An 18,156-nucleotide genomic window follows, 5' to 3' on the forward strand; every position below is an offset into this window, starting at 1 on the left:
GCACGGCGCCCCCTTGGCAGCGGCAGCGGTTTGTTGCCAGGCTTGCGACCTTCCGATCAGCGAGCCGCCGCAATGTCCCGAATACCCGACGCCAGTCTCATCCACAGCCGTCTGCGCCTGCGTCAGTTGCGCCTGATGATCGCCCTGGAGGATCTCGGCTCCCTGCGCCGTGCCGCTGACGAAATCGGCATGACCCAACCCGCCGCCACCAAGATGCTCCACGAGGCCGAAAGCCTGCTCGGCGTCGAACTCTTCGAGCGACTGCCAAGGGGCATGCGTGCCACGCCGTTCGGAGAGACGGTGATCTACTACGCGCGGATGGTGTTCTCGGAACTCTCCGGCATGCGCGAGGAACTGGTGGCCCTGGAGTCCGGCAACCTGGGCAGGGTCACGGTCGGGGCGATTCCTGCACTCGCTTCGGGCCTGCTGACACGCACCATCGCCACGCTGAAGCAAAGCCACCCTCGCCTGTCCATGAGCATCCAGGTGGACACCAGCGACGTACTGGTCCAGGCCCTGCAGCAGGACCAGTTGGACGTGGTGATGGGGCGCATCCCCACCGGTACGCGTGCCGATGACCTGATGTTCGACAGCCTCGGCGAAGAGGAACTGTGCGTGGTCGCTGGCGCGCACAATCCGACGACCCAGGCCAGCCACCTGACCTGGGAAGAGCTGCAGGGCATGACCTGGGTGTTGCAGCAACACCCGAGCCCGATGCGGGCCATCGTCAACCAGGCCTTTCACAACGCACGGGTGGACCTCCCCAGCAGCATCGTCGAAACGACATCGATCATGACCCTGCTGTCCCTGTTGCAGCAGACCGACATGATCGGCGTGACCCCTCGCTCGGTGGTGGAGGATTACCCCGGCCGTCACCTGCTGGCCATTCTTCCCATCCATTTCGGCCCACGACTGCCGCCCTACGGCCTGATCAGTCGGCGCAGCCGGGTCGCCTCTTCGGCGATGCAGACATTCGTTGCGGCAGTGCGCGCCGAGCAGGCCAGGTCGCAGCACTTGGGCTGAACCGACCCGGCCATCTGCCCACATCGTCAGTTGAGGCTGTAGCCGCGCCTGGCGAGGCAAGCGCCCAGGGCCCGGCGGTAGCGCTCGGTGACTTCGGCGCCCACTGGGCGCGTCGCGGTGGCGGGGTCGAAGCCACTCTGGCCGACACGCTGCCCGTTGGCCGGGTAGGCGATCACTTCGTAGCTGGCCACGCGGTTGCCTTGCACCATGGGCGGCAGGGCGACCACCTCGTAGCGTGTTGCGCTGCTGTTCCACAGGTAGCAGGAGCCGGCGGCGACGAAGTACAGCCTGCTGCCGATCCACAGCTCGCGGGCACCGTCCGGCCAGCACCTGGGTGGACAGCCCCAGCGCCAGGACCAGGGTTCGTTTCACCGACTTCGCTCACCTCATCGCAGAACAGCCGCACACGGCAGCCACGGGCGAATCATTCGCCGGGCCCGGTCGAGAGGGGGTCAGTGCTGTTTAAAGGGGCGGCAAACGTTCTGATACACGCCGCTCAGGGGCGGTCGTTGTGGCCCAGGTCGCGGGCCGGGTCGATGCGGTCGCGAACCCGCTGCTTGAGCACCTTGGCCTCGGGGAAGCCACCGTCGGCCTTGCGCTCCCAGATCTCCACGCCGTCGCAGGTGATGCGGAACACGCCGCCGCTGCCGGGCTCCAGCGCCACCCGGCCGAGGTCGTCGGAGAAGGTGCTGAGCAGCTCCTGGGCCAGCCAGGCAGCACGCAGCAGCCATTGGCATTGGGTGCAATAGGTGATGACGATCTCGGGCTTGGCAGCACTCATTTCAGGCTCGGAGCAGTCGGGAGGGCGCCTATAATAGCGGCCTTTTTCCCCCGCCTGACCAGGGAAGCGTTATGCGCCGCGTGCTCCTCGCCCTCACCCTCCTGCTCACCACCTGCTGCGCCGTGGCCGATGCCGCACGGCCCCGCGTCGGCCTGGTGCTTTCCGGCGGGGCCGCCCGCGGGCTGGCCCACATCGGCGTGCTCAAGGCACTGGAGGAGCAAGGTATCCACATCGACGCCATCGCCGGCACCAGCATGGGCGCGGTGATCGGCGGGCTCTATGCCTCCGGCTACAGCGTCGAGGAGCTGGAAAAGCTCGCGCTGACCCTGGACTGGCGCCAGGCCCTCTCCGACGCCCCCGCGCGGGAGGACGTGCCCTTCCGCCGCAAGCAGGACGACCGCGACTTCCTGGTGAAGCAGAAGCTCAGCTTTCGTGACGACGGCAGCCTGGGCCTGCCGCTCGGCGTGATCCAGGGCCAGAACCTCGCACTGCTGCTGGAGAGCCTGCTGGTGCACACCAGCGACACCCGCGACTTCGACCGCCTGGGAATCCCCTTCCGCGCCGTGGCCACCGACATCTCCACCGGCGAGAAGGTGGTATTCCGCAAGGGCCACCTGCCCCAGGCCATCCGCGCCAGCATGTCGATCCCCGCGGTGTTCGCCCCGGTTGAAGTGGACGGGCGCCTGCTGGTGGACGGCGGCATGGTGGACAACATCCCGGTGGACGTGGCACGGGAGATGGGCGTCGACCGGGTGATCACCGTCGACATCGGCACGCCCCTGCGCAGCCGCAAGGAGCTGACCACCGTGGTGGACGTGCTCAACCAGTCGGTGACGCTGATGACCCGGCGCAACTCCGAGGCGCAGCTCGCCACCCTCGGCCCCGACGACATCCTCGTGCAGCCGCCCCTGGCCGGCTACAGCGCCACCGATTTCAGCCACGCCCGCGAAGTGATCGACGCCGGCTACCGGGCCGCCACCATCCTCCAGGCCCGCCTGGCGACACTGCGCCGGGACGCCCGCCCCGGCCAGGACGCGGAACTGGTGCAGGCACGCCAACCGGGTGAGCGACGCCCGGTGATCACCCGCATCCAGGTGGAGAACGACTCCAAGGTGGGCGATGAGGTGATCCGCCGGCAGATCCGCCAGGAGCTCGGCGAGCCCCTGGACCTCGCCCGTCTGCAGGCCGACATGGGCACCCTCTACGGCCTCGACTACTTCGAGCAGGTGCATTACCGCGTGGTCAAGCACAAGGACGGCAACATCCTGGTGATCAGTGCCCGCGGCAAGCGCAACGGCACCGACTACCTGCGCCTGGGCCTGAACCTCTCCGACGACATGCGCGGTGGCGGCACCTACAACCTTGGTGCCAGCTACCGGGTGAATGGCCTCAACGACCTCGGTGCCGAGTGGCTGACACGGGCCCAGATCGGCAGCCAGCAGGTGCTCTACAGCGAGTTCTACCAGCCGCTGGACTACGGCTCGCGCTACTTCGTCGCCCCCTACCTGGCGGCCTCGGCGCAGAACATCGACGCCGTGCTGGACAACGACCCCATCGCTGAATACCGCCTGCAGCGCTACGGCTACGGCTTCAACCTGGGCCGGCAGATCGCCAACAACGGCGAACTGCGCCTCGGCATCGGCCAGGAATGGGGCGAGGCCGATGTGCGCATCGGCGACCGGCGCCTGCCCAGCTTCAGCTTCAGCAACGGCTACTACGAAGCGAAGTACTCCTTCGACACCCTGGACAACGTCGACTACCCCCACGAGGGTGAGGACATCAAGCTCACCGTGCGCCAGTTCGACCCCAGCCTGGGTGCCGACGACCGCTACCGGCAATGGGAACTCAGCCTGGACAAGGCCTTCAGCCGCGGCCCCGACACCCTGGTGCTGGGCGGCCGCTACGGGCGCACCCTGGACAGCACCGAAGTGGTGCCCTCCAGCTTCCAGTTGGGCGGTGCGCGCCAGTTGTCGGGCTTCCGCGAGAATTCGGTGGCCGGGCAGAACATCAGCCTGGCGCGGGCGATCTACTACCGGCGCATGACCCAGCGCTCGTTCCTGCCGCTGGACTTCCCCTTCTACGTGGGCGCCAGCCTGGAGCGCGGGCGCGCGTGGAACCGGGACAACAGCTTCGACAGCGGCTACATCAATGCCGGCAGCCTGTTCGTCAGCTTCGACACGCCCCTGGGGCCGCTGGACTTCAGCTACGGCCTCAACGACGCCGCCGAGCGGGCGCTCTACCTCAACCTGGGGCGCACATTCTGAGCAAGGGGTGACGGCAGCACAAAGAAAACCGGCGCCCAGGGGCGCCGGTTGGAGGGGGGTCAGGCGATTCGCGCCAGCAGCTCGCGGGCTTCCTGCTTCTGCTCTTCGTCGCCCTGGTCGATGACCTCGTTGAGGATGTTGCAAGCGCTCCCGACGTCGCCCTGGTCGATGTAGGCCAGCGCCAGGTTGAGCCGCATGATGTTCTCCTGGTGCGCGGCCAGGTGCTCCAGATCGTCGTCACCCAGGTCGAACACCAGCTCCTCGTCGGCCTGGGCCAGTGGCAGCGGCTCGGCTGCTTCCGGTTCGTCCAGGTGGTCCAGCTCGAACACTTCCGGCAGTTCGTGGAGGTTGCTCTTGAATGACGGGTCCACTGCTGGCTCCGGTGCCTTGGGTGTGCTCTCCGGCCCTCGGCCGGCGCGGCTCTTGGGTGCATCGGGCTTGAACGGGCTGAGGCTGTCCCAGTCGGCATCCAGGGGCAGGTCGGCGAGGTTGAGCTGGAACTCGTCGGTGAACTCGTCGTCCAGGCCGTTGAGCGGCACGCTGGGCACCTCGTCGACCAGGGGCGTCTCGTTGAGGATGATGGTGGCCTCCTCCAGCATCGGCGCCGCCTCGGACGGCACCTCGATCACGGGGTAGCGCGCCTTGATGGCATCGATGCGCGCCGGCTCCATGCCCATCTCGGTCAGGGTGTGCGCCTCGCTGGCGAACGCGCCGGACTCGCCCAGCTCCCCCAGAACCTCCAGCAGGCGCAAGCGCAGGTCAGTACGACGCGGCTCCTGGACGATGGCCGCGCGCAGCGCCGTCTCGGCATCGCGGAAACGACCATAAGCGATGTAGATGTTCGCGCCGTCCAGGGAGTCGCTGGACGGACGGGGCGCCGGCGACGGGGTGTCGACCCGAGCAGGCGGAGCGACGGGGGCCTCCACCGGGGCAGCGACGGCAGCAGGCGCGGCCGGGCGTACCAGCGGGGTGACGGTGGCGCGGGGACGCGGTTCCACTGCCGGGGCGATCACCGGCTCGGCCGGCGTGTCATCAGGCGCAGGCTTGCGCCGACGCGCGACGAGCAGCAGAAGCACCAGCAGGATGGCCGGCACACCGAGGAACAACAGGCTGTTGGGCCAGGTGAACAGGCCGGTGCCCTCGGGCTCGACGGCGGGCGCGGCGGTCGGCTGGGCCGGCGCCGCTTCGGCCTGGGGCTGTGCGGCCGATTGCTCGACCGGCGGCTGCGCAGTGGCCTGCTGCTGCAGGGCACCTTGCAGGCGCGCCAGTTGGGCATCTTTTTCCGCCATCAGTTGCTGCAGCGACTCCAGCTTAAGCTGCAGGTCGGCGATGTCCTGCCGCAGTTGCAGGCGCTCGTTCTCGCTGTTGGCCAACTCGGCGTCGACGCGGCGCTGCACCTCGGCCAACTGCTGCGGTAACTCCTCGGAGGCCGGGGCATTGGGTGCGACCGGAGCATCGGGTTCGGAGAGGCGCAGGCTGTCGGGAGCGGTCGCCGGGGCCACCGACGCAACCGGCTCGACACGGGCGGCATCCGGCAGCAGCAGACTCTGGCCGACGCTCAGGCGGCTCGGATCGCCATTGGCAAAGGCTGCGGCGTTGAGGGCGTGGATGCCATTCATCATCTGCGCCGTGCTCATGCCGCTGCCGGCGCTGAGGCGCTGAGCGATGCCCCAGAGACTGTCGCCACGAGCCACCGTGTAGCGCTTGCCCTGGGTGGCCGGGGGCGCCTCGCGGGGCGCAGCCGGCACCGCCTGGGTCGGCCGGGCGCGGGCATCTGCCAGGGGCGCAGCCACCGGGCGGTAGGCCGAGGACTCCGGCGGGTCCAGCAGCAAGGTGTACTCGCGCAGCAGGCGGCCATTGGGCCGGGCCACTTCGACGATGAAGTTCAGGTACGGCTCGCGCACCGGCTTGCTCGAGGCCACCCGGATGTAGCCCCGGCTGCCACGGATCATCGGGCTGAAGCGCAAGTCGTTGAGGAAGATGAAGCGCTCAACCCCGGAGCGCTCGAACACCTCGTTCGGCGCCAGGCTGACCCTGATGTCGCTTTCCCCCAGGTCGCCCAGGTCCAGCAACTCGATGTCCGCCTCCAGCGGCTGGTTGAGCGCCGAGTGCAGGGTGATGTCGCCCAGACCCAGCGCTGACGCCAGGCCTGAATAAAGCAGCGGCCCCGATGCCAGCGCCGCCAGGAACGTGTTGAATCGAGCCATGTGCCCTCCCCCGGTCATGCCGGCTCGAACGCCACGACGACTCCACGATCCATGGAATGGCCAAAGCGGGCGTTGGCAATGAACGATGTGATGTCGGGCCGATCCCTGTGTAACCCGGCTGAAATCAGTATGGATGGAATTTCATGAAACGCCCGCAGTAAAGGCATCGGGCCATTACGGACGAATCTTACTGGATTTTCGCCATGAAAGTGACGAAATTCACACAACCACTGAGACGCCGTACCGATTTCGTCAGACTTTTGTCGCGCGAACGCCCAGGGCAGGCCAGATCGCTATCAGGAACAGCAGCGCGACCAGACAAAAGGTCTGCTGGAAGGCCCAGGCATTGGCCGCGTGATCGCCGCCACCTGCCAGATGCCGCCATTCGAGGAAGAAGGTCACCAGGTTGACCCCGAATGCGCCGCCCAACTGGCGCACGAAGGTGATAGCGCCAGCGCCCTGGGCCAGCTCCTCGGCGCTCAGCACGTCCAGCGAGCCGGTGCTAAGGGCCGGCAGCAGCAGGCCCAGGCCGAGGCGGCCGACACAGGCCCAGAAGCACAGCACCAGGAAGCTCGCCCCTTCCCCCACCAGCCCCAGGCCGAAGCAGGACAGGGCGAACACCAGCAACCCGCCCACCAGCAACGCAGCGGCCGACAACTGGTCACTGAGCCAGCCACCGGCGAACGACGCCAGCCCCAGAACCACCCCGGTGGGCAGCAGGAGCAAGCCAGCGCGACCGGCACTGTAGCCATCGACGGTCTGCAGGTAGAGCGGGATCAGGTAGGTGGAGCCGTATAACCCGAGCCCCAGCGCCAGAGCCACCCAACTGGCCTTGCGGAACGCCGCATGACGCCACAGCCGCATCGGCAGCAACGGTCGCGCCGACACCCGGCTGCGCCAGGCAAATCCGCCAGCGGCGGAAATCCCCAACAGCCCGGGTATCCAGCACGACGGTGCCAGCCAGCCGAAACGCTGGGCTTCGGCCAGGGCGCCGAGCAGGGCGAACAGCGCCACACAAAGGAAGCCGAACGCCAGCAGGTCCACGCCCGGGGTCTGCCGGTTGCGGTCACTGGGCATCAGCCATTGCGCACCGATCAATGCAGCCACGCACATGGGCAGCGGCAGCCAGAACACCGCCTGCCAGCCGAAGTGGTCGATCAGGTAGCCACCGATGGTGGGACCAAGGGTCGGCGCCACCATCACCCCCAGGCCGTAGGTGCCCAGGGCCATGCCGCGCCCGCCATCGGCGAAGACACGGAAGATCAGCACCATCGCCAGGGGCTGGATCACCCCGGCACTGGCGCCCTGGATGATGCGCAAGGCAATGAGTTGCCAGGCCGCCTGGGCCAGCAACGCGAGCAGCGAGGCGAGGATGAACAGCCCGATGCCGAGCTGGACGGTACGCCGTGCCCCAAGCCGGGCCTGGGCCCAGGCCGAGAGCAGGAGCCCGGCGGTCATCGCGGCGAGAAAGCCTGTGGCCAGCCACTGGGCCATGGGCCGGCCGATGGCGAACTCCGCCATGAGGGTCGGCAAGGCCACGTTGATGCTGGTGGAGGCGAGGATCATCGCCATGCTGCCGACCATCAACAGCGCCAGCAGCCAGTGGGGATAGCGGGAACCGTAGCGGGTGTGCAGGGCCTCGAGGTCCTGCGACATCAGCGCCGTTCCAGATTGGCCAGGATCTTCGCGTGGACCTGCTGGCAACGACGCAGCTCTTCCTCGTCGATGCCGGTGAAGACCTCGCGGCGCAGCTGGCTGGAGATCGACTCGATCTTCTCGATCAGCGGCCGGGCCTTGGGGCAGAGGGTGATCTTCTTCGCCCGGCGGTCCTCGGCCACGGCCAGGCGCTGGACCAGCTCCTGGGCTTCGAGGCTATCGAGCAGGCGCGCCAGCGTCGGGCCTTCGACGCCGACGCTCTTGGCCAGTTCGCGCTGGGTGGGAAGTTCTTCGAAGCGGGCCAGGTGCAGCAGCACCAGCCAGCGGGCTTGGGAAAGGCCTAGGTCGACCAGACGACGGTCCATCTCCGCTCGCCAGGCCCGCGACATCTGCGCAAGCTGCATGGCGAAGCGGTGTTGATCGGTGTGGGACATGAAACGGACTCTGACAGCCAAAACTAATAGTTAGCGAGCTAATCATAGGCGGCGATCCGGAGCAAGCCGCAGACTGTAACTACCACTTCACATATTGATCTTCGACAAAGCCCCACAACCCCTCCACGGGAATCGCCGGGCGGCCGTGGGGGCGGAGAACGCCGTCGAAACGGCCGAAGACCTGCTTGAAGTTGCTGGCCAGGAAGCCGGCGTTGAGGCGCTCCTTGTGCAGCCCCTCGCCACGGAAACGCAGGTCCACCTGGCCGTCATGGGAGGTGATGTGCCAGGGCTCCAGCGGCTGCTGGCGATCGAAGGCGAAGCGCACGGTGTCGACCTTGACCAGCTCGCCGTCCAGCCAGAAGCAGTTCTCGGTGAAGCTGGTCTCGTTGACCCCGCAGGACAGGTTCAGGCCGAGGCGAATCCCCGCCGCCTCGCCGGACAGGCAGGCCCAGTTCCACACCGTTTCCGGGCGCATGTAGCCAGCCGACCAGTCGTGGTGGGCGTAGGCCCCCAGCGTGCCGAGGTCGAACTGCCCCAGCGCGCTCTCGATCCGCCCCTGGCAGGGCACACCGGCCACCTTGCGCGCGTAGACCCAGCCGTCCGCCCCGGCCGGGGTGCACAAGCCCATGGGCTGGAAGCCCTGCTCGGCGAACAGCGCATCGATGCGGGTGCCGTCGTCCAGCTCCACGCGCAGGCGCTTTTCCCGGCGCTCGGCCTGGTTCTCCAATCGCAGCAGGTTGCGACCGATGCGCAGCTCGCAGGTGCCGCTGTCGGGCGACTGGGAAAAGCGCGTGCCCCAGCCCAGCGGCAGCTTGAACTGGCGCTCGATCATGCGCCCGCTGGCCGGGTGGAACAGGTAGACGAAGCCCACCCCGAGCAGGCTCAGGTTGGCCAATGCACAGCCGCCGATCAGCTCGTTGCTGATGATCCCGAAGTACTGGAACTGGTGGAAACGCCGCCACTTGGCCAGCGCACCACGGCGGCGCCCCATGGGTGAGCGGAAGTCGAAATCCCGGTAGTTGATGAGGGTCGGGGTGGTGTCGAACTGGCCGTAGCGGGGCTGGCCGTCCGGGCCGATCAGCATGTCCATGGGGCGGGCTCTCCGGTGCAGGGGCGAGCGATGCTAGCACCGCCCTCCCGGCGGCACAGTCACCCATGGCGCCAGCCGGAGCGACCATCTACGCCAGTGTCACGCCACCACCTGGTTGCGGCCGAACGCCTTGGCCTGGTACAGCGCCCGGTCGGCATGTTCATACAGGGCGTAGAGGTGCGCGATCGGGCTGTCGGCCTGGGGCGCCAGGCAGGCCAGGCCGATGGACAGCGTCAGCACCGCACCGGTGCTGGAGCCTTCATGGGGTACCGCCAGGGCCTCAACCGCCGCCCGGATACGCTCGGCATGCTGACGCGCCTCCTCCTCCGGGGTGCCATAGAGCAGCACAGCGAACTCCTCGCCTCCCAGGCGCACCGCCATGTCCAGGGGGCGACGCGCCGCATCCTCCAGCACCCCGGCCACCCGCTGCAGCGCCACATCCCCACGCTGGTGACCATAGAGGTCGTTGTAGGCCTTGAAGTGGTCCACATCGCACAGCAGCAGCGCCAGCGGCCTGGACTCCCGCTGTGCCTGCCGCCAGACCCGCTCCAGTTGGCGGTTGAAGCTGCGGCGGTTGTGCAGGCCGGTGAGGCTGTCGTGATCGGCCAGCAGCCGCATCAACCGACTCACCAGGAAATGCTCGCGGGACTTGTACTCCACCAGGTAGCCGCCCACCGCCCCCAGCAGATTGCCGCAGACCAGGAACAGCAGGTTGTTCGCCAGCCGCGCCGGCGGCAGGCCCGCCCACAGCTCCAGCACCACGTAGACCGAAAGCACCAGCACCGCCACCAGCAGCGCCTCCCCCAGGCGCAGCCCCACCACGAAGTAGGCGGCCATGCACACCAGCAGCAAGCCTTCATAGGGGAACGACGGATCGACCCGATGGGCGATGGCCACCACCGCCGCGGCCCCCAGCCCCAGCGCGGCGACGCACGCCTGGCTGAGGGGCGCCAGCAGGTGAACATGACGCCGCTGCAGCACCAGACCGCAGCAGATCACCAGCAGCACCAGCACCACCACCCGGACCGCCAGCATCCACCAACGCTCCGCCGTGCTCACCAGTTGGAAGTCCAGCACGGCGAAGGCCAGCCACATGGGCAACGACAGCAGCAGCACAATGCGCTTGAGGTCGAAGGACTGTTCCAGAAAGAACTGCCGGTACTCGTGCTCCAGCGGGCGCACGAAACGCAATTTGCGGAAGCCGACGGCGAGCTGGTCGGCATAGGGATTGGGACGCACATCGTCCAGCCAGGCATGGGGTGTGGTCACGGCCACCTCTTGTTATGGGGCCGGGACCTGCTGCTGCGCCCGGCCATGCAGCGTCGGCACGCTCCGGGCATCCACCTCACATGGATGACGAAGACTGCGCGCGCCTTCCCGGCTGCGCGCACGCCACGTTGCACATTAGTAGCCGCCAGGGTGGCCTACAAGTGGCCCTGCCCGCCCGTCCTCAGGCCTCGAACTCCGCCTGCAACGCCGCACGCACGCAGTACAGCACACCCTCTGGCACCCGCCCGCCCAGCAGTTGGGCCACTTCGGCCACCGGCGGCAGCTCGCCTTCGCCGTCAAGGAAGGCATCCTGCACCTCGCCGAGGGTGTCCTCGGGCAGGTCCAGCGCCTGCTCCAGGCTCAGCTGCTGGGCGGCGATAGCCTCGGCCAGCAGCGCATAGACGTTCTTCTCGGTGCACTGCAACTGGCGGGCGATCTGCGTTGGGGTCATGCCGGCGCGGGCCAGGCTGACCAGCTCATGGCGCAGGTCCGCCACGGCACGGGGCGCTTCGGACTCGGCACCGTTGAGCACTTCGAGGAAGGCCTGGCCGTAGCGCTCCAGCTTGCGTGCGCCCACGCCGCTGACCCGGGCCATGTCCGACAGGCTCGACGGCCGGCTGCGCAGCATCTCCAGCAGGGTGGCGTCCGGGAAGATGACGTAGGGCGGCACACTGTGCTCCTCCGCCAGCTTGCGGCGCAGCGTACGCAGCGCCTCCCACTGCTCGCGCTCGTCGGCACGCACCAGTTGACTGGCCGCGCTGGCGGCCGGCTTGGGCGCCTTGGTGGACAGGTCGCGGCGCAGTTGCAGGGTCACCTCGCCGCGCAGCAGCGGCCGGCACGCCTCGCTCAGACGCAGCCCGCCGAAGCCTTCGAGGTCGATGTCGGCCAGGCCACGCGCCACCAACTGGCGGAACAGCGTGCGCCACTCCGTCTCGGAAAACGCCTTGCCCACACCGAACACCGACAGGTGCTGGTGGCCCGCCGCGCGAACCTTCTCGTTGTCACGACCAAGGAGGATATCCACCAGGTGCCCGACGCCGTAGCGCTGGCCGCTGCGGTAGACGGTCGACAGCGCCTGGCGGGCCGGCTCGGTGGCGTCCCAGGTCTGCACCCCGTCGACGCAGATGTCGCAGTGCCCGCAGGGCTGCGGCAGCTCCTCGTCGAAATAGGCCAGCAGTGCCTGGCGGCGGCAGCGGGTCTCCTCGCAGAGCGCCAGCATCGCCTCCAGCTTGTGCTGCTCGATGCGCTTGTGCCGCTCATCGCCCTCGGAGTTGTTGAGCATCTGCTTGAGGAAGATCACATCCTGCAGCCCGTAGGCCATCCAGGCGTCCGCCGGCAGGCCGTCACGCCCGGCGCGGCCGGTCTCCTGGTAGTACGCCTCCAGGGATTTCGGCAGGTCCATGTGGGCCACGAAGCGCACGTTGGGCTTGTCGATGCCCATGCCGAAGGCAATGGTCGCCACCATGATCAGCCCCTCCTCGTTGAGGAAGCGCCGCTGGTGGTACGCCCGCAGCTCGTTCTCCAGGCCCGCGTGGTAGGGCAGCGCCGGGAAGCCCTGCTCGGAGAGGAAGGCCGCCACCTCCTCCACCTTCTTGCGCGACAGGCAATAGACGATGCCGGCATCGCCCTTGCGCTCGGCGAGGAAGCCCAGCAACTGCTTGCGCGGATTGTCCTTGGGCACGATGCGGTAAAAGATGTTCGGCCGGTCGAAGCTCGACAGGAACCGCTCTGCTTCCTGCAGGTGCAGGCGCTGGACGATCTCCTCACGGGTGCGGCGATCGGCGGTGGCGGTCAGCGCGATGCGCGGCACACCGGGGAACAGCTCGGCCAACTGACCCAGTTGCAGGTATTCAGGACGGAAATCGTGCCCCCACTGGGACACGCAGTGGGCCTCGTCGATGGCGAACAGCGCGATGTCCAGGCGCTCCAGGAACGCCAGCATACGCGGCTGCACTAGCCGCTCGGGGGCCAGGTAGAGCAGCTTGATCTCGCCGCGGCGGATGCGGTCGGCGATCTCTCGCTGCTCGTCCGCGCCGAGGGTGGAGTTCAGCGCCACCGCCGCCACACCCAGCTCCTCCAGGGTCGCCACCTGGTCGTCCATCAGCGCGATCAACGGCGAGACCACCACCGCCAGGCCCTCGCGCATCAGCGCCGGCACCTGGTAGCAGAGGGACTTGCCGCCCCCGGTGGGCATCAGCACCAGTGCATCGCCGCCACGGGCCACGCGCTCGATGATGGCGGCCTGGTTGCCGCGAAAGGCGTCGTAGCCGAATACGTCTTTGAGGATGCGCAGCGCGTGGTCGAGCATGGGGGTCTCCGAAACAAGCCGCGCATTATACGTCAGCCCGCCCGTCGCGATGCCCTCGCCCATCGCCGCAGCTTTTGCCGCCTGCGGCGCACTGGACTAGAATCCACGCTCATTTATCCCCTCAAGGTAGTCCCCCCGATGTCCTTCGCTGAGCAACTGTCCCGCCTGCAAGCCTTTCTCGATGCCGACGACCTGCACGAGGAAGCCCTGGACTACGTGGCAGCCCACGGCTACCTGACGGCCCTGAACATCTCCCCCGAGCCGGTGCCGGACCGCGAGTGGATCGACGCCCTGTTCGCCGAGCCGCCGCACTACCGCGACGCCGCCGAGCACGAAGCGATCGAAGAATCCCTCCTCCAGCTCAAGGCCCACATCGCCCGCCAACTGGCCAGCGACGAGGACCTCGAACTGCCCTGCGATCTGGACCTGGGCGAAGAACCCGACGACTCGGACCTGCGCGGCTGGTGCATCGGCTTCATGGAGGGTGTGTTCCTGCGTGAAGCCGCCTGGTTCGAACACGCCGAAGAGGAAGTCAGCGAACTGCTGCTGCCGATCATGGTGGGCTCGGGCCTGTTCGACGAGCAGCCGGAATTCGCCGACATCGCCGCCGATCGCAGCCTGGTCGACGAAATGATCGAGCAGATCCCCGAACTGCTGACCGCCCTGTTCCTGCTCTGCCACGCCCCCGAAGAGAAGCCCGCCCTGCTCAAGCCACGCCACTGAGTCACGCGATGGCCCACGGCGACATCCCCCGCGCCCGCAGCGCAGCGGTCCGCTATGGACTGCTGTGCATCGGCTGGCTGAGCGTCGCCCTGGGGGTCATCGGCATCTTCCTGCCGGTACTGCCCACCACCCCCTTCCTGCTGCTGGCCGCAGCCTGCTTCGTGCGCAGCTCCGAGCGCTTCTACCGCTGGCTGGTGGACCACCCGCACCTGGGCCCGTGGATTCGTGACTACCTCGAAGGCAACGGCATCCCCCTGCGCGGCAAGGTCTACGCCCTGGTGCTGATGTGGGTGAGCATCCTGTTCTCCTGCTACCTGGTGCAGCGCCCCTGGGCCCAGGGTTTCATGCTCACCAGCGCGGTACTGGTCAGCGTCTACATCCTTCGGCAGAAGACCCTGCACCGCGACTGACGCGGCCCCGATGTCCTCCTGATCTTTCCGACTGCCTTGCAAGGCAAAAGGCCAGACGCCTGCCTAGACTGCATGAACCCAAGGGGCGGAAACCCTGACGATGCAGCTAGGGCACCACCAGCACACCCGTACAGCCGGACCGCGCATGGCGTGGCCGTTGCTGGTCGCCTGCGCCCTGCTCAGCCTGCTCGCCCTGGCCGACTGGGACTTCGAGGCGATTCTCAAGAACGCCGAGAAGCGCTACGGCAACCTCGGCCCGGCACGCCAGCGCATCCTCGACTGGAGCGACCTGATCCAGCGCAGCGGCGAACTGCCGGAGAAGGACAAGCTCACCGCCGTCAACCGCTTCTTCAACGCCAAGCTGCGTTTCGTCGACGACCAGCGCAACTGGCGCCAGAACGACTACTGGGCCACCCCCATCGAGGCCCTGGTCAAGGGTGCCGGCGACTGCGAGGACTACTCCATCGCCAAGTACTTCACCCTGCGCCGACTCGGCATTCCTGCCGAGAAGCTGCGCATCACCTACGTCAAGGCGCTGAACTACAACCAGGCGCACATGGTGCTCACCTTCTACGCCACCCCCACGGCAGACCCGCTGGTCCTGGACAACCTGATCAGCGACATCCGCCCCGCCTCCCAGCGCAAGGACCTGCTGCCGGTCTACGCCTTCAACGCCGAGGGGCTCTACACCGGGGGCAAGCGCAGTGGTGACAGCAAGAGGCTCTCGCGCTGGCAGGACATTCTGCAGAAGATGCGCGCCGAAGGCTTCCCGATCGGAGAGGGATAGACGATGTCGTTACTCAAGCAGCTGTTTCTGGCGATCTGCCTGTTCCTGGTGGTGGCTTTCACCGGGAGCTTCCTGGCCGGCGTGGAGAGCTCCCGCGAGCAACTGCGCAGCCAGCTTCGCTCCCACGCCCAGGACGCCGCCACCGCCCTGGCGCTGTCCATGACGCCCCATGTGGACGACCCGGCCATGCTGGAGCTGATGGTCAGCTCCATTTTCGACAGCGGCTATTTCGCCCGCATCCGCGTGGTACGCATCAGCGACGGCGAGGTGCAGGTGGAGCGCCAGACCGACACCGTCACCGGCACCGTCCCGCTCTGGTTCGCCCGCATCGTCGACCTCCGTGCCCAGGGCGGCGACGCCCTGATCATGCGCGGCTGGGAGCAGGCCGCCCGGGTCGAGGTGGTGAGCCACCCGCAATTCGCCCTGGCCAAGCTGTGGGACAGCGCCCTGGGCATGCTCGCCTGGCTGGTGGTGTGTGGGCTGGTCAGCGCCGTGCTCGGCGGCTTCCTCCTGCGCACCCAATTGCGCCCGCTGGACAACATGGTCCAGCAGGCCCAGGCCATCAGCCGCCGCGAATTCCTCACCCTGCCCCGTGTACCGCGCACGCCCGAGCTCAAGCGCGTGGTGCTGGCCATGAACCAGATGGTCGACAAGCTCAAGACCCTGTTCGCCGAAGAGGCCGCCCGCAGCGAAAAGCTGCGCGAAGAGGCCTACCAGGACACCCTCACCGGCCTGGCCAACCGCCGCCAGTTCGACGCCCGCCTGGCCAACCAGCTCGACCCCTCCGAGCAGAACGCCGAAGGCTACCTGGTGTTGCTGCGGGTCAACGACCTCGGCGGGCTCAACCAGCGCCTCGGCGGCCAACGCACCGACGCGCTGATCCGCGATGTCGGCGAGGTGATCGGCCAGGCCCTGGCCGAAAGCGGCACGCCCGACTGGTTCGCCTCACGCAACCGCGGTGGCGAGTTCACCCTCCTCGCACCCGGCCTTGAGGGCGACGGCGCCGACCGCCTCGCCGAGGTGCTCAGTACCGCCCTGGAAAACCTGCGCGCCACCGGCGCCAGCGACTGCACCCCGGTGGCCCACCTGGGCATCGCCGCCTTCCGCCCCGGAGAGAACCCGGCCGACGTCCTCGCCCGTGCCGACCAGGCCCTGGCTCAGGCCCAGAGCAACCCCTCGCGCCACTGGGAGCGCCTCGACGACTTCCAGGCCAACGCCGGCCAGGGCCTGCACGACTGGCGCGGCTGGATCGACCAGGCCCTCAACGAAGGCAAACTGCAGCTCTACTTCCAACCCGTGGTGGAGTGCGCCGACACCGGCCGCCTGCTGCACCACAAGGTCCTCGCGCGCCTGCTCGACCCCCAGGGCGAAGCCGTCGCCGCCGGCCGCTTCCTGCCCTGGATAGAGCGCCTGGGCTGGGCCACCCGCTTCGACCTGGCGATGCTCGAACACACCCTCGACCACCTCGACCTGCACCCCGCCCCGCTGGCCCTCAGCCTTTCCGCCGCCACCCTGCGCGATGCCGCCACCCAGGACCGCCTGCTGGCCGTGCTCAAGGCCCATCCGCAACACAGCCAGCTCATGACCCTGGAGGTGGACGAACGTCACCTGCCTCCGCCCGCCGAGCTGGAAGCCTTCAGCCAGCGGGTGCGCGATGCCGGCTTCAACATCGGCCTGCAGCACTTCGGCGGCCGCTTCAGCCTCATCGGCAATCTCACCCACCTCGGCCTCGCCTACCTGAAGGTGGACGGCGCCTACATCCGTAACCTGGACGTGGAGCAGGACAAGCGGGTGTTCATCGAAGCCGTGTACCGCGCCACCAACAGCATCGACCTACCGCTGATCGCCGAGATGGTGGAGAGTGCCGGCGAACTGGAGGCCCTCAAGGCCCTCGGCATCCTCGGCGCCATGGGCCGCCTGGTGGGCGCACCGGCACCCTGGAAGAGCTGATACCCCCAGGGGCCCTCTAAAAAGCACCTGCCTTTCCCGAGGCGCCCCTGCCGTTCCCGCGGGGCGCCACCTTCCCCCGCCTTCTCGCACTGCCCCGTCGCCGCGCTTTTTCCTTGCTCCCTGTCGGCATCGATAATATGTTAACGAAAAACAAGAACAGGAGACGGCCATGGCCTTTCCGACTCGCACCCTTGCCGCGTTCGACACCTTCAGCCAATCCCTGCGCGCAGTCTGCGGAAATTTCGAGACCCGCCCATCCACCCAGCACAACCAGTTCATCGGCGACATCCACGCGCACTGCATCGGCCCGCTGGAAACGGCGCATATCCGCACCAACGCCGGGCTCATCGCCCGGGAACGGGTGGGTGTGGATGGCGAGGACGACCGCCACTGCTTCCTGATCTTCCAGCGCAGCGGGCGCCAGTGCATCCGCCAGCGCGGGGTGGAGCTGGAGCTGCACGCCGGGGACTTCGCCCTCGTGGACTCCGCCCTGCCCTTCGAGATCTGCCCCCATGGCCTGATCGAAAACGTCTCGGTGCACCTGGCCCGGCAACGGGTCATGGAGCACTTCCAGGGCCAGCAGCCCTTCGGCCGTCTGGCCCGCAACAGCCTGTCGAGCCGGATGATCCGCGCCCTGGTGGGCTCCATCGGCGACAGCGCCGGCACCCTCGACCCCAACGCCGACGGCCAGGCCCTGCAGGACGCCCTGCTGGCGCTGCTGGTGCCGGCCCTGGCCGAACGTGTCGAGGCGCTGCCCGAGCACACCGGCGACCTCTACGGCGTGGCGCTGCAACTGATCGGCGAATCCCTGCAGGACGCCGAACTGTCGCCTGCCCTGCTCGCCGAGCGCCTGCACATCTCGGTGCGGCGGCTGTACCGGCTGTTCGAGGACCAGGGCGAGAGCGTCTGCCGCTACATCCAGCGCGCGCGCCTGGACAAGGTCGCCCAGGACCTCGGCGCCCAGGTGCTGCGCCACGAATCCATCACCCAGATCGCCTTCAAATGGGGCTTCCTCGACGCCGCGCACTTCAGCCGCGCCTTCAAGCGCCAGTTCGAACTGTCCCCGCGGGACTACCGCGCACGGGCCCATTGCGCCTGACCACCCGCCCCGGCCTGGCAAGGAATGCCAAGAAAGAATGGCAGCCAGGGTCAAGCGACCGGCCGGGGCCAACCCTCTAATACCCCCAGGCACCCATGCCGCTGCCACCCTGTGGTCCGCCGCGAGCGGGCCCCCAATAACAAGAAACCCTGTGC

15 protein-coding genes are annotated in these 18,156 nt (G+C 67.9%); 7 read left to right on the forward strand and 8 right to left on the reverse strand.

The annotated features are described in order from the left end of the window. The first annotated feature begins 72 nt into the window (after positions 1-72). Complete coding sequence (locus tag A7D27_RS12845) at positions 73-1,023, forward strand: LysR family transcriptional regulator (protein WP_069560986.1); 951 nt, start codon at positions 73-75, stop codon at positions 1,021-1,023. A 26-nt stretch (positions 1,024-1,049) separates the two neighbouring features. On the opposite strand, the gene A7D27_RS28480 is transcribed toward A7D27_RS12845, so the two are convergent. Both A7D27_RS28480 and A7D27_RS12855 read right to left on the reverse strand, forming a co-directional pair. Continuing rightward, positions 1,050-1,214 (reverse strand): hypothetical protein, encoded by a 165-nt coding sequence (locus A7D27_RS28480; protein WP_177343738.1) that lies wholly within the window; start codon positions 1,212-1,214, stop codon positions 1,050-1,052. A gap of 305 nt (positions 1,215-1,519) precedes the next feature. Then, entirely contained in the window at positions 1,520-1,804 is a 285-nt protein-coding gene (locus A7D27_RS12855) for a SelT/SelW/SelH family protein (RefSeq protein WP_069565117.1), read from the reverse strand. 71 nt (positions 1,805-1,875) lie between these two features. On the opposite strand from A7D27_RS12855, the gene A7D27_RS12860 reads away from it, so the two are divergent. Then, positions 1,876-4,068, forward strand: coding sequence for a patatin-like phospholipase family protein (locus tag A7D27_RS12860; RefSeq protein WP_069560989.1), 2,193 nt, complete (start codon positions 1,876-1,878; stop codon positions 4,066-4,068). Between the two features lie 59 nt (positions 4,069-4,127). Here A7D27_RS12860 and A7D27_RS12865 read toward each other — a convergent pair whose 3' ends face one another. The 6 genes from A7D27_RS12865 to recQ form a co-directional block, all read right to left on the reverse strand. Then, positions 4,128-6,275, reverse strand: coding sequence for a FimV/HubP family polar landmark protein (locus A7D27_RS12865; protein ID WP_256557162.1), 2,148 nt, complete (start codon positions 6,273-6,275; stop codon positions 4,128-4,130). A gap of 252 nt (positions 6,276-6,527) precedes the next feature. Beyond that, positions 6,528-7,931, reverse strand: coding sequence for a DHA2 family efflux MFS transporter permease subunit (locus A7D27_RS12870; protein WP_069565118.1), 1,404 nt, complete (start codon positions 7,929-7,931; stop codon positions 6,528-6,530). Then, positions 7,931-8,365, reverse strand: coding sequence for a MarR family transcriptional regulator (locus A7D27_RS12875; RefSeq protein WP_069560991.1), 435 nt, complete (start codon positions 8,363-8,365; stop codon positions 7,931-7,933). The genes A7D27_RS12870 and A7D27_RS12875 overlap by 1 nt, the downstream gene beginning before the upstream one ends. Positions 8,366-8,444: 79 nt before the next feature. Continuing rightward, positions 8,445-9,455, reverse strand: coding sequence for a DUF2804 domain-containing protein (locus A7D27_RS12880; RefSeq protein WP_069565119.1), 1,011 nt, complete (start codon positions 9,453-9,455; stop codon positions 8,445-8,447). Positions 9,456-9,554: 99 nt separating this feature from the next. Then, on the reverse strand, positions 9,555-10,724 hold the full coding sequence (locus A7D27_RS12885; RefSeq protein ID WP_069565120.1) for a diguanylate cyclase: 1,170 nt from the start codon (positions 10,722-10,724) through the stop codon (positions 9,555-9,557). A gap of 181 nt (positions 10,725-10,905) precedes the next feature. Then, positions 10,906-13,032, reverse strand: a complete 2,127-nt coding sequence (gene recQ, locus A7D27_RS12890; protein ID WP_069560994.1) for a DNA helicase RecQ — start codon at positions 13,030-13,032, stop codon at positions 10,906-10,908. Positions 13,033-13,170: 138 nt separating this feature from the next. Between recQ and A7D27_RS12895 the strand changes: the two genes are divergently transcribed. The 5 genes from A7D27_RS12895 (at position 13,171) to feaR (ending at position 18,001) form a co-directional block, all read left to right on the forward strand. Further along, a complete protein-coding gene (locus tag A7D27_RS12895) occupies positions 13,171-13,755 on the forward strand; it encodes a YecA family protein (protein ID WP_069560995.1) in 585 nt (194 codons plus the stop codon). 8 nt (positions 13,756-13,763) lie between these two features. Then, a complete protein-coding gene (locus A7D27_RS12900; RefSeq protein ID WP_069560996.1) occupies positions 13,764-14,165 on the forward strand; it encodes a YbaN family protein in 402 nt (133 codons plus the stop codon). Positions 14,166-14,310: 145 nt separating this feature from the next. Next, positions 14,311-14,952: a cysteine protease LapG gene (lapG, locus tag A7D27_RS12905; RefSeq protein WP_069560997.1), complete on the forward strand. Its 642-nt coding sequence runs from the start codon at positions 14,311-14,313 to the stop codon at positions 14,950-14,952. A 3-nt stretch (positions 14,953-14,955) separates the two neighbouring features. Continuing rightward, entirely contained in the window at positions 14,956-16,902 is a 1,947-nt protein-coding gene (lapD, locus tag A7D27_RS12910; RefSeq protein WP_069565121.1) for a cyclic di-GMP receptor LapD, read from the forward strand. A gap of 169 nt (positions 16,903-17,071) precedes the next feature. Further along, positions 17,072-18,001: a transcriptional regulator FeaR gene (feaR, locus tag A7D27_RS12915; RefSeq protein ID WP_069565122.1), complete on the forward strand. Its 930-nt coding sequence runs from the start codon at positions 17,072-17,074 to the stop codon at positions 17,999-18,001. The last annotated feature ends 155 nt before the right edge of the window (positions 18,002-18,156 follow it).

It is taken from the genome of Pseudomonas sp. 1D4 (genome assembly GCF_001728925.1).
GTDB lineage: Bacteria > Pseudomonadota > Gammaproteobacteria > Pseudomonadales > Pseudomonadaceae > Metapseudomonas > Metapseudomonas otitidis.

What these genes read in the sequence shown, in the direction of transcription:
- A7D27_RS12870 (WP_069565118.1), bottom strand. Translation starts at nt 7,931, where the DNA reads ATGTCGCAGGACCTCGAGGCCCTGCACACCCGCTACGGTTCCCGCTAT.
- A7D27_RS12900 (WP_069560996.1), top strand. Translation starts at nt 13,764, where the DNA reads ATGGCCCACGGCGACATCCCCCGCGCCCGCAGCGCAGCGGTCCGCTAT.
- A7D27_RS12880 (WP_069565119.1), bottom strand. Translation starts at nt 9,455, where the DNA reads ATGGACATGCTGATCGGCCCGGACGGCCAGCCCCGCTACGGCCAGTTC.
- A7D27_RS12875 (WP_069560991.1), bottom strand. Translation starts at nt 8,365, where the DNA reads ATGTCCCACACCGATCAACACCGCTTCGCCATGCAGCTTGCGCAGATG.
- A7D27_RS12895 (WP_069560995.1), top strand. Translation starts at nt 13,171, where the DNA reads ATGTCCTTCGCTGAGCAACTGTCCCGCCTGCAAGCCTTTCTCGATGCC.
- A7D27_RS12855 (WP_069565117.1), bottom strand. Translation starts at nt 1,804, where the DNA reads ATGAGTGCTGCCAAGCCCGAGATCGTCATCACCTATTGCACCCAATGC.
- A7D27_RS12860 (WP_069560989.1), top strand. Translation starts at nt 1,876, where the DNA reads ATGCGCCGCGTGCTCCTCGCCCTCACCCTCCTGCTCACCACCTGCTGC.
- A7D27_RS12845 (WP_069560986.1), top strand. Translation starts at nt 73, where the DNA reads ATGTCCCGAATACCCGACGCCAGTCTCATCCACAGCCGTCTGCGCCTG.
- feaR (WP_069565122.1), top strand. Translation starts at nt 17,072, where the DNA reads ATGGCCTTTCCGACTCGCACCCTTGCCGCGTTCGACACCTTCAGCCAA.
- lapG (WP_069560997.1), top strand. Translation starts at nt 14,311, where the DNA reads ATGGCGTGGCCGTTGCTGGTCGCCTGCGCCCTGCTCAGCCTGCTCGCC.
- A7D27_RS12865 (WP_256557162.1), bottom strand. Translation starts at nt 6,275, where the DNA reads ATGGCTCGATTCAACACGTTCCTGGCGGCGCTGGCATCGGGGCCGCTG.
- lapD (WP_069565121.1), top strand. Translation starts at nt 14,956, where the DNA reads ATGTCGTTACTCAAGCAGCTGTTTCTGGCGATCTGCCTGTTCCTGGTG.
- recQ (WP_069560994.1), bottom strand. Translation starts at nt 13,032, where the DNA reads ATGCTCGACCACGCGCTGCGCATCCTCAAAGACGTATTCGGCTACGAC.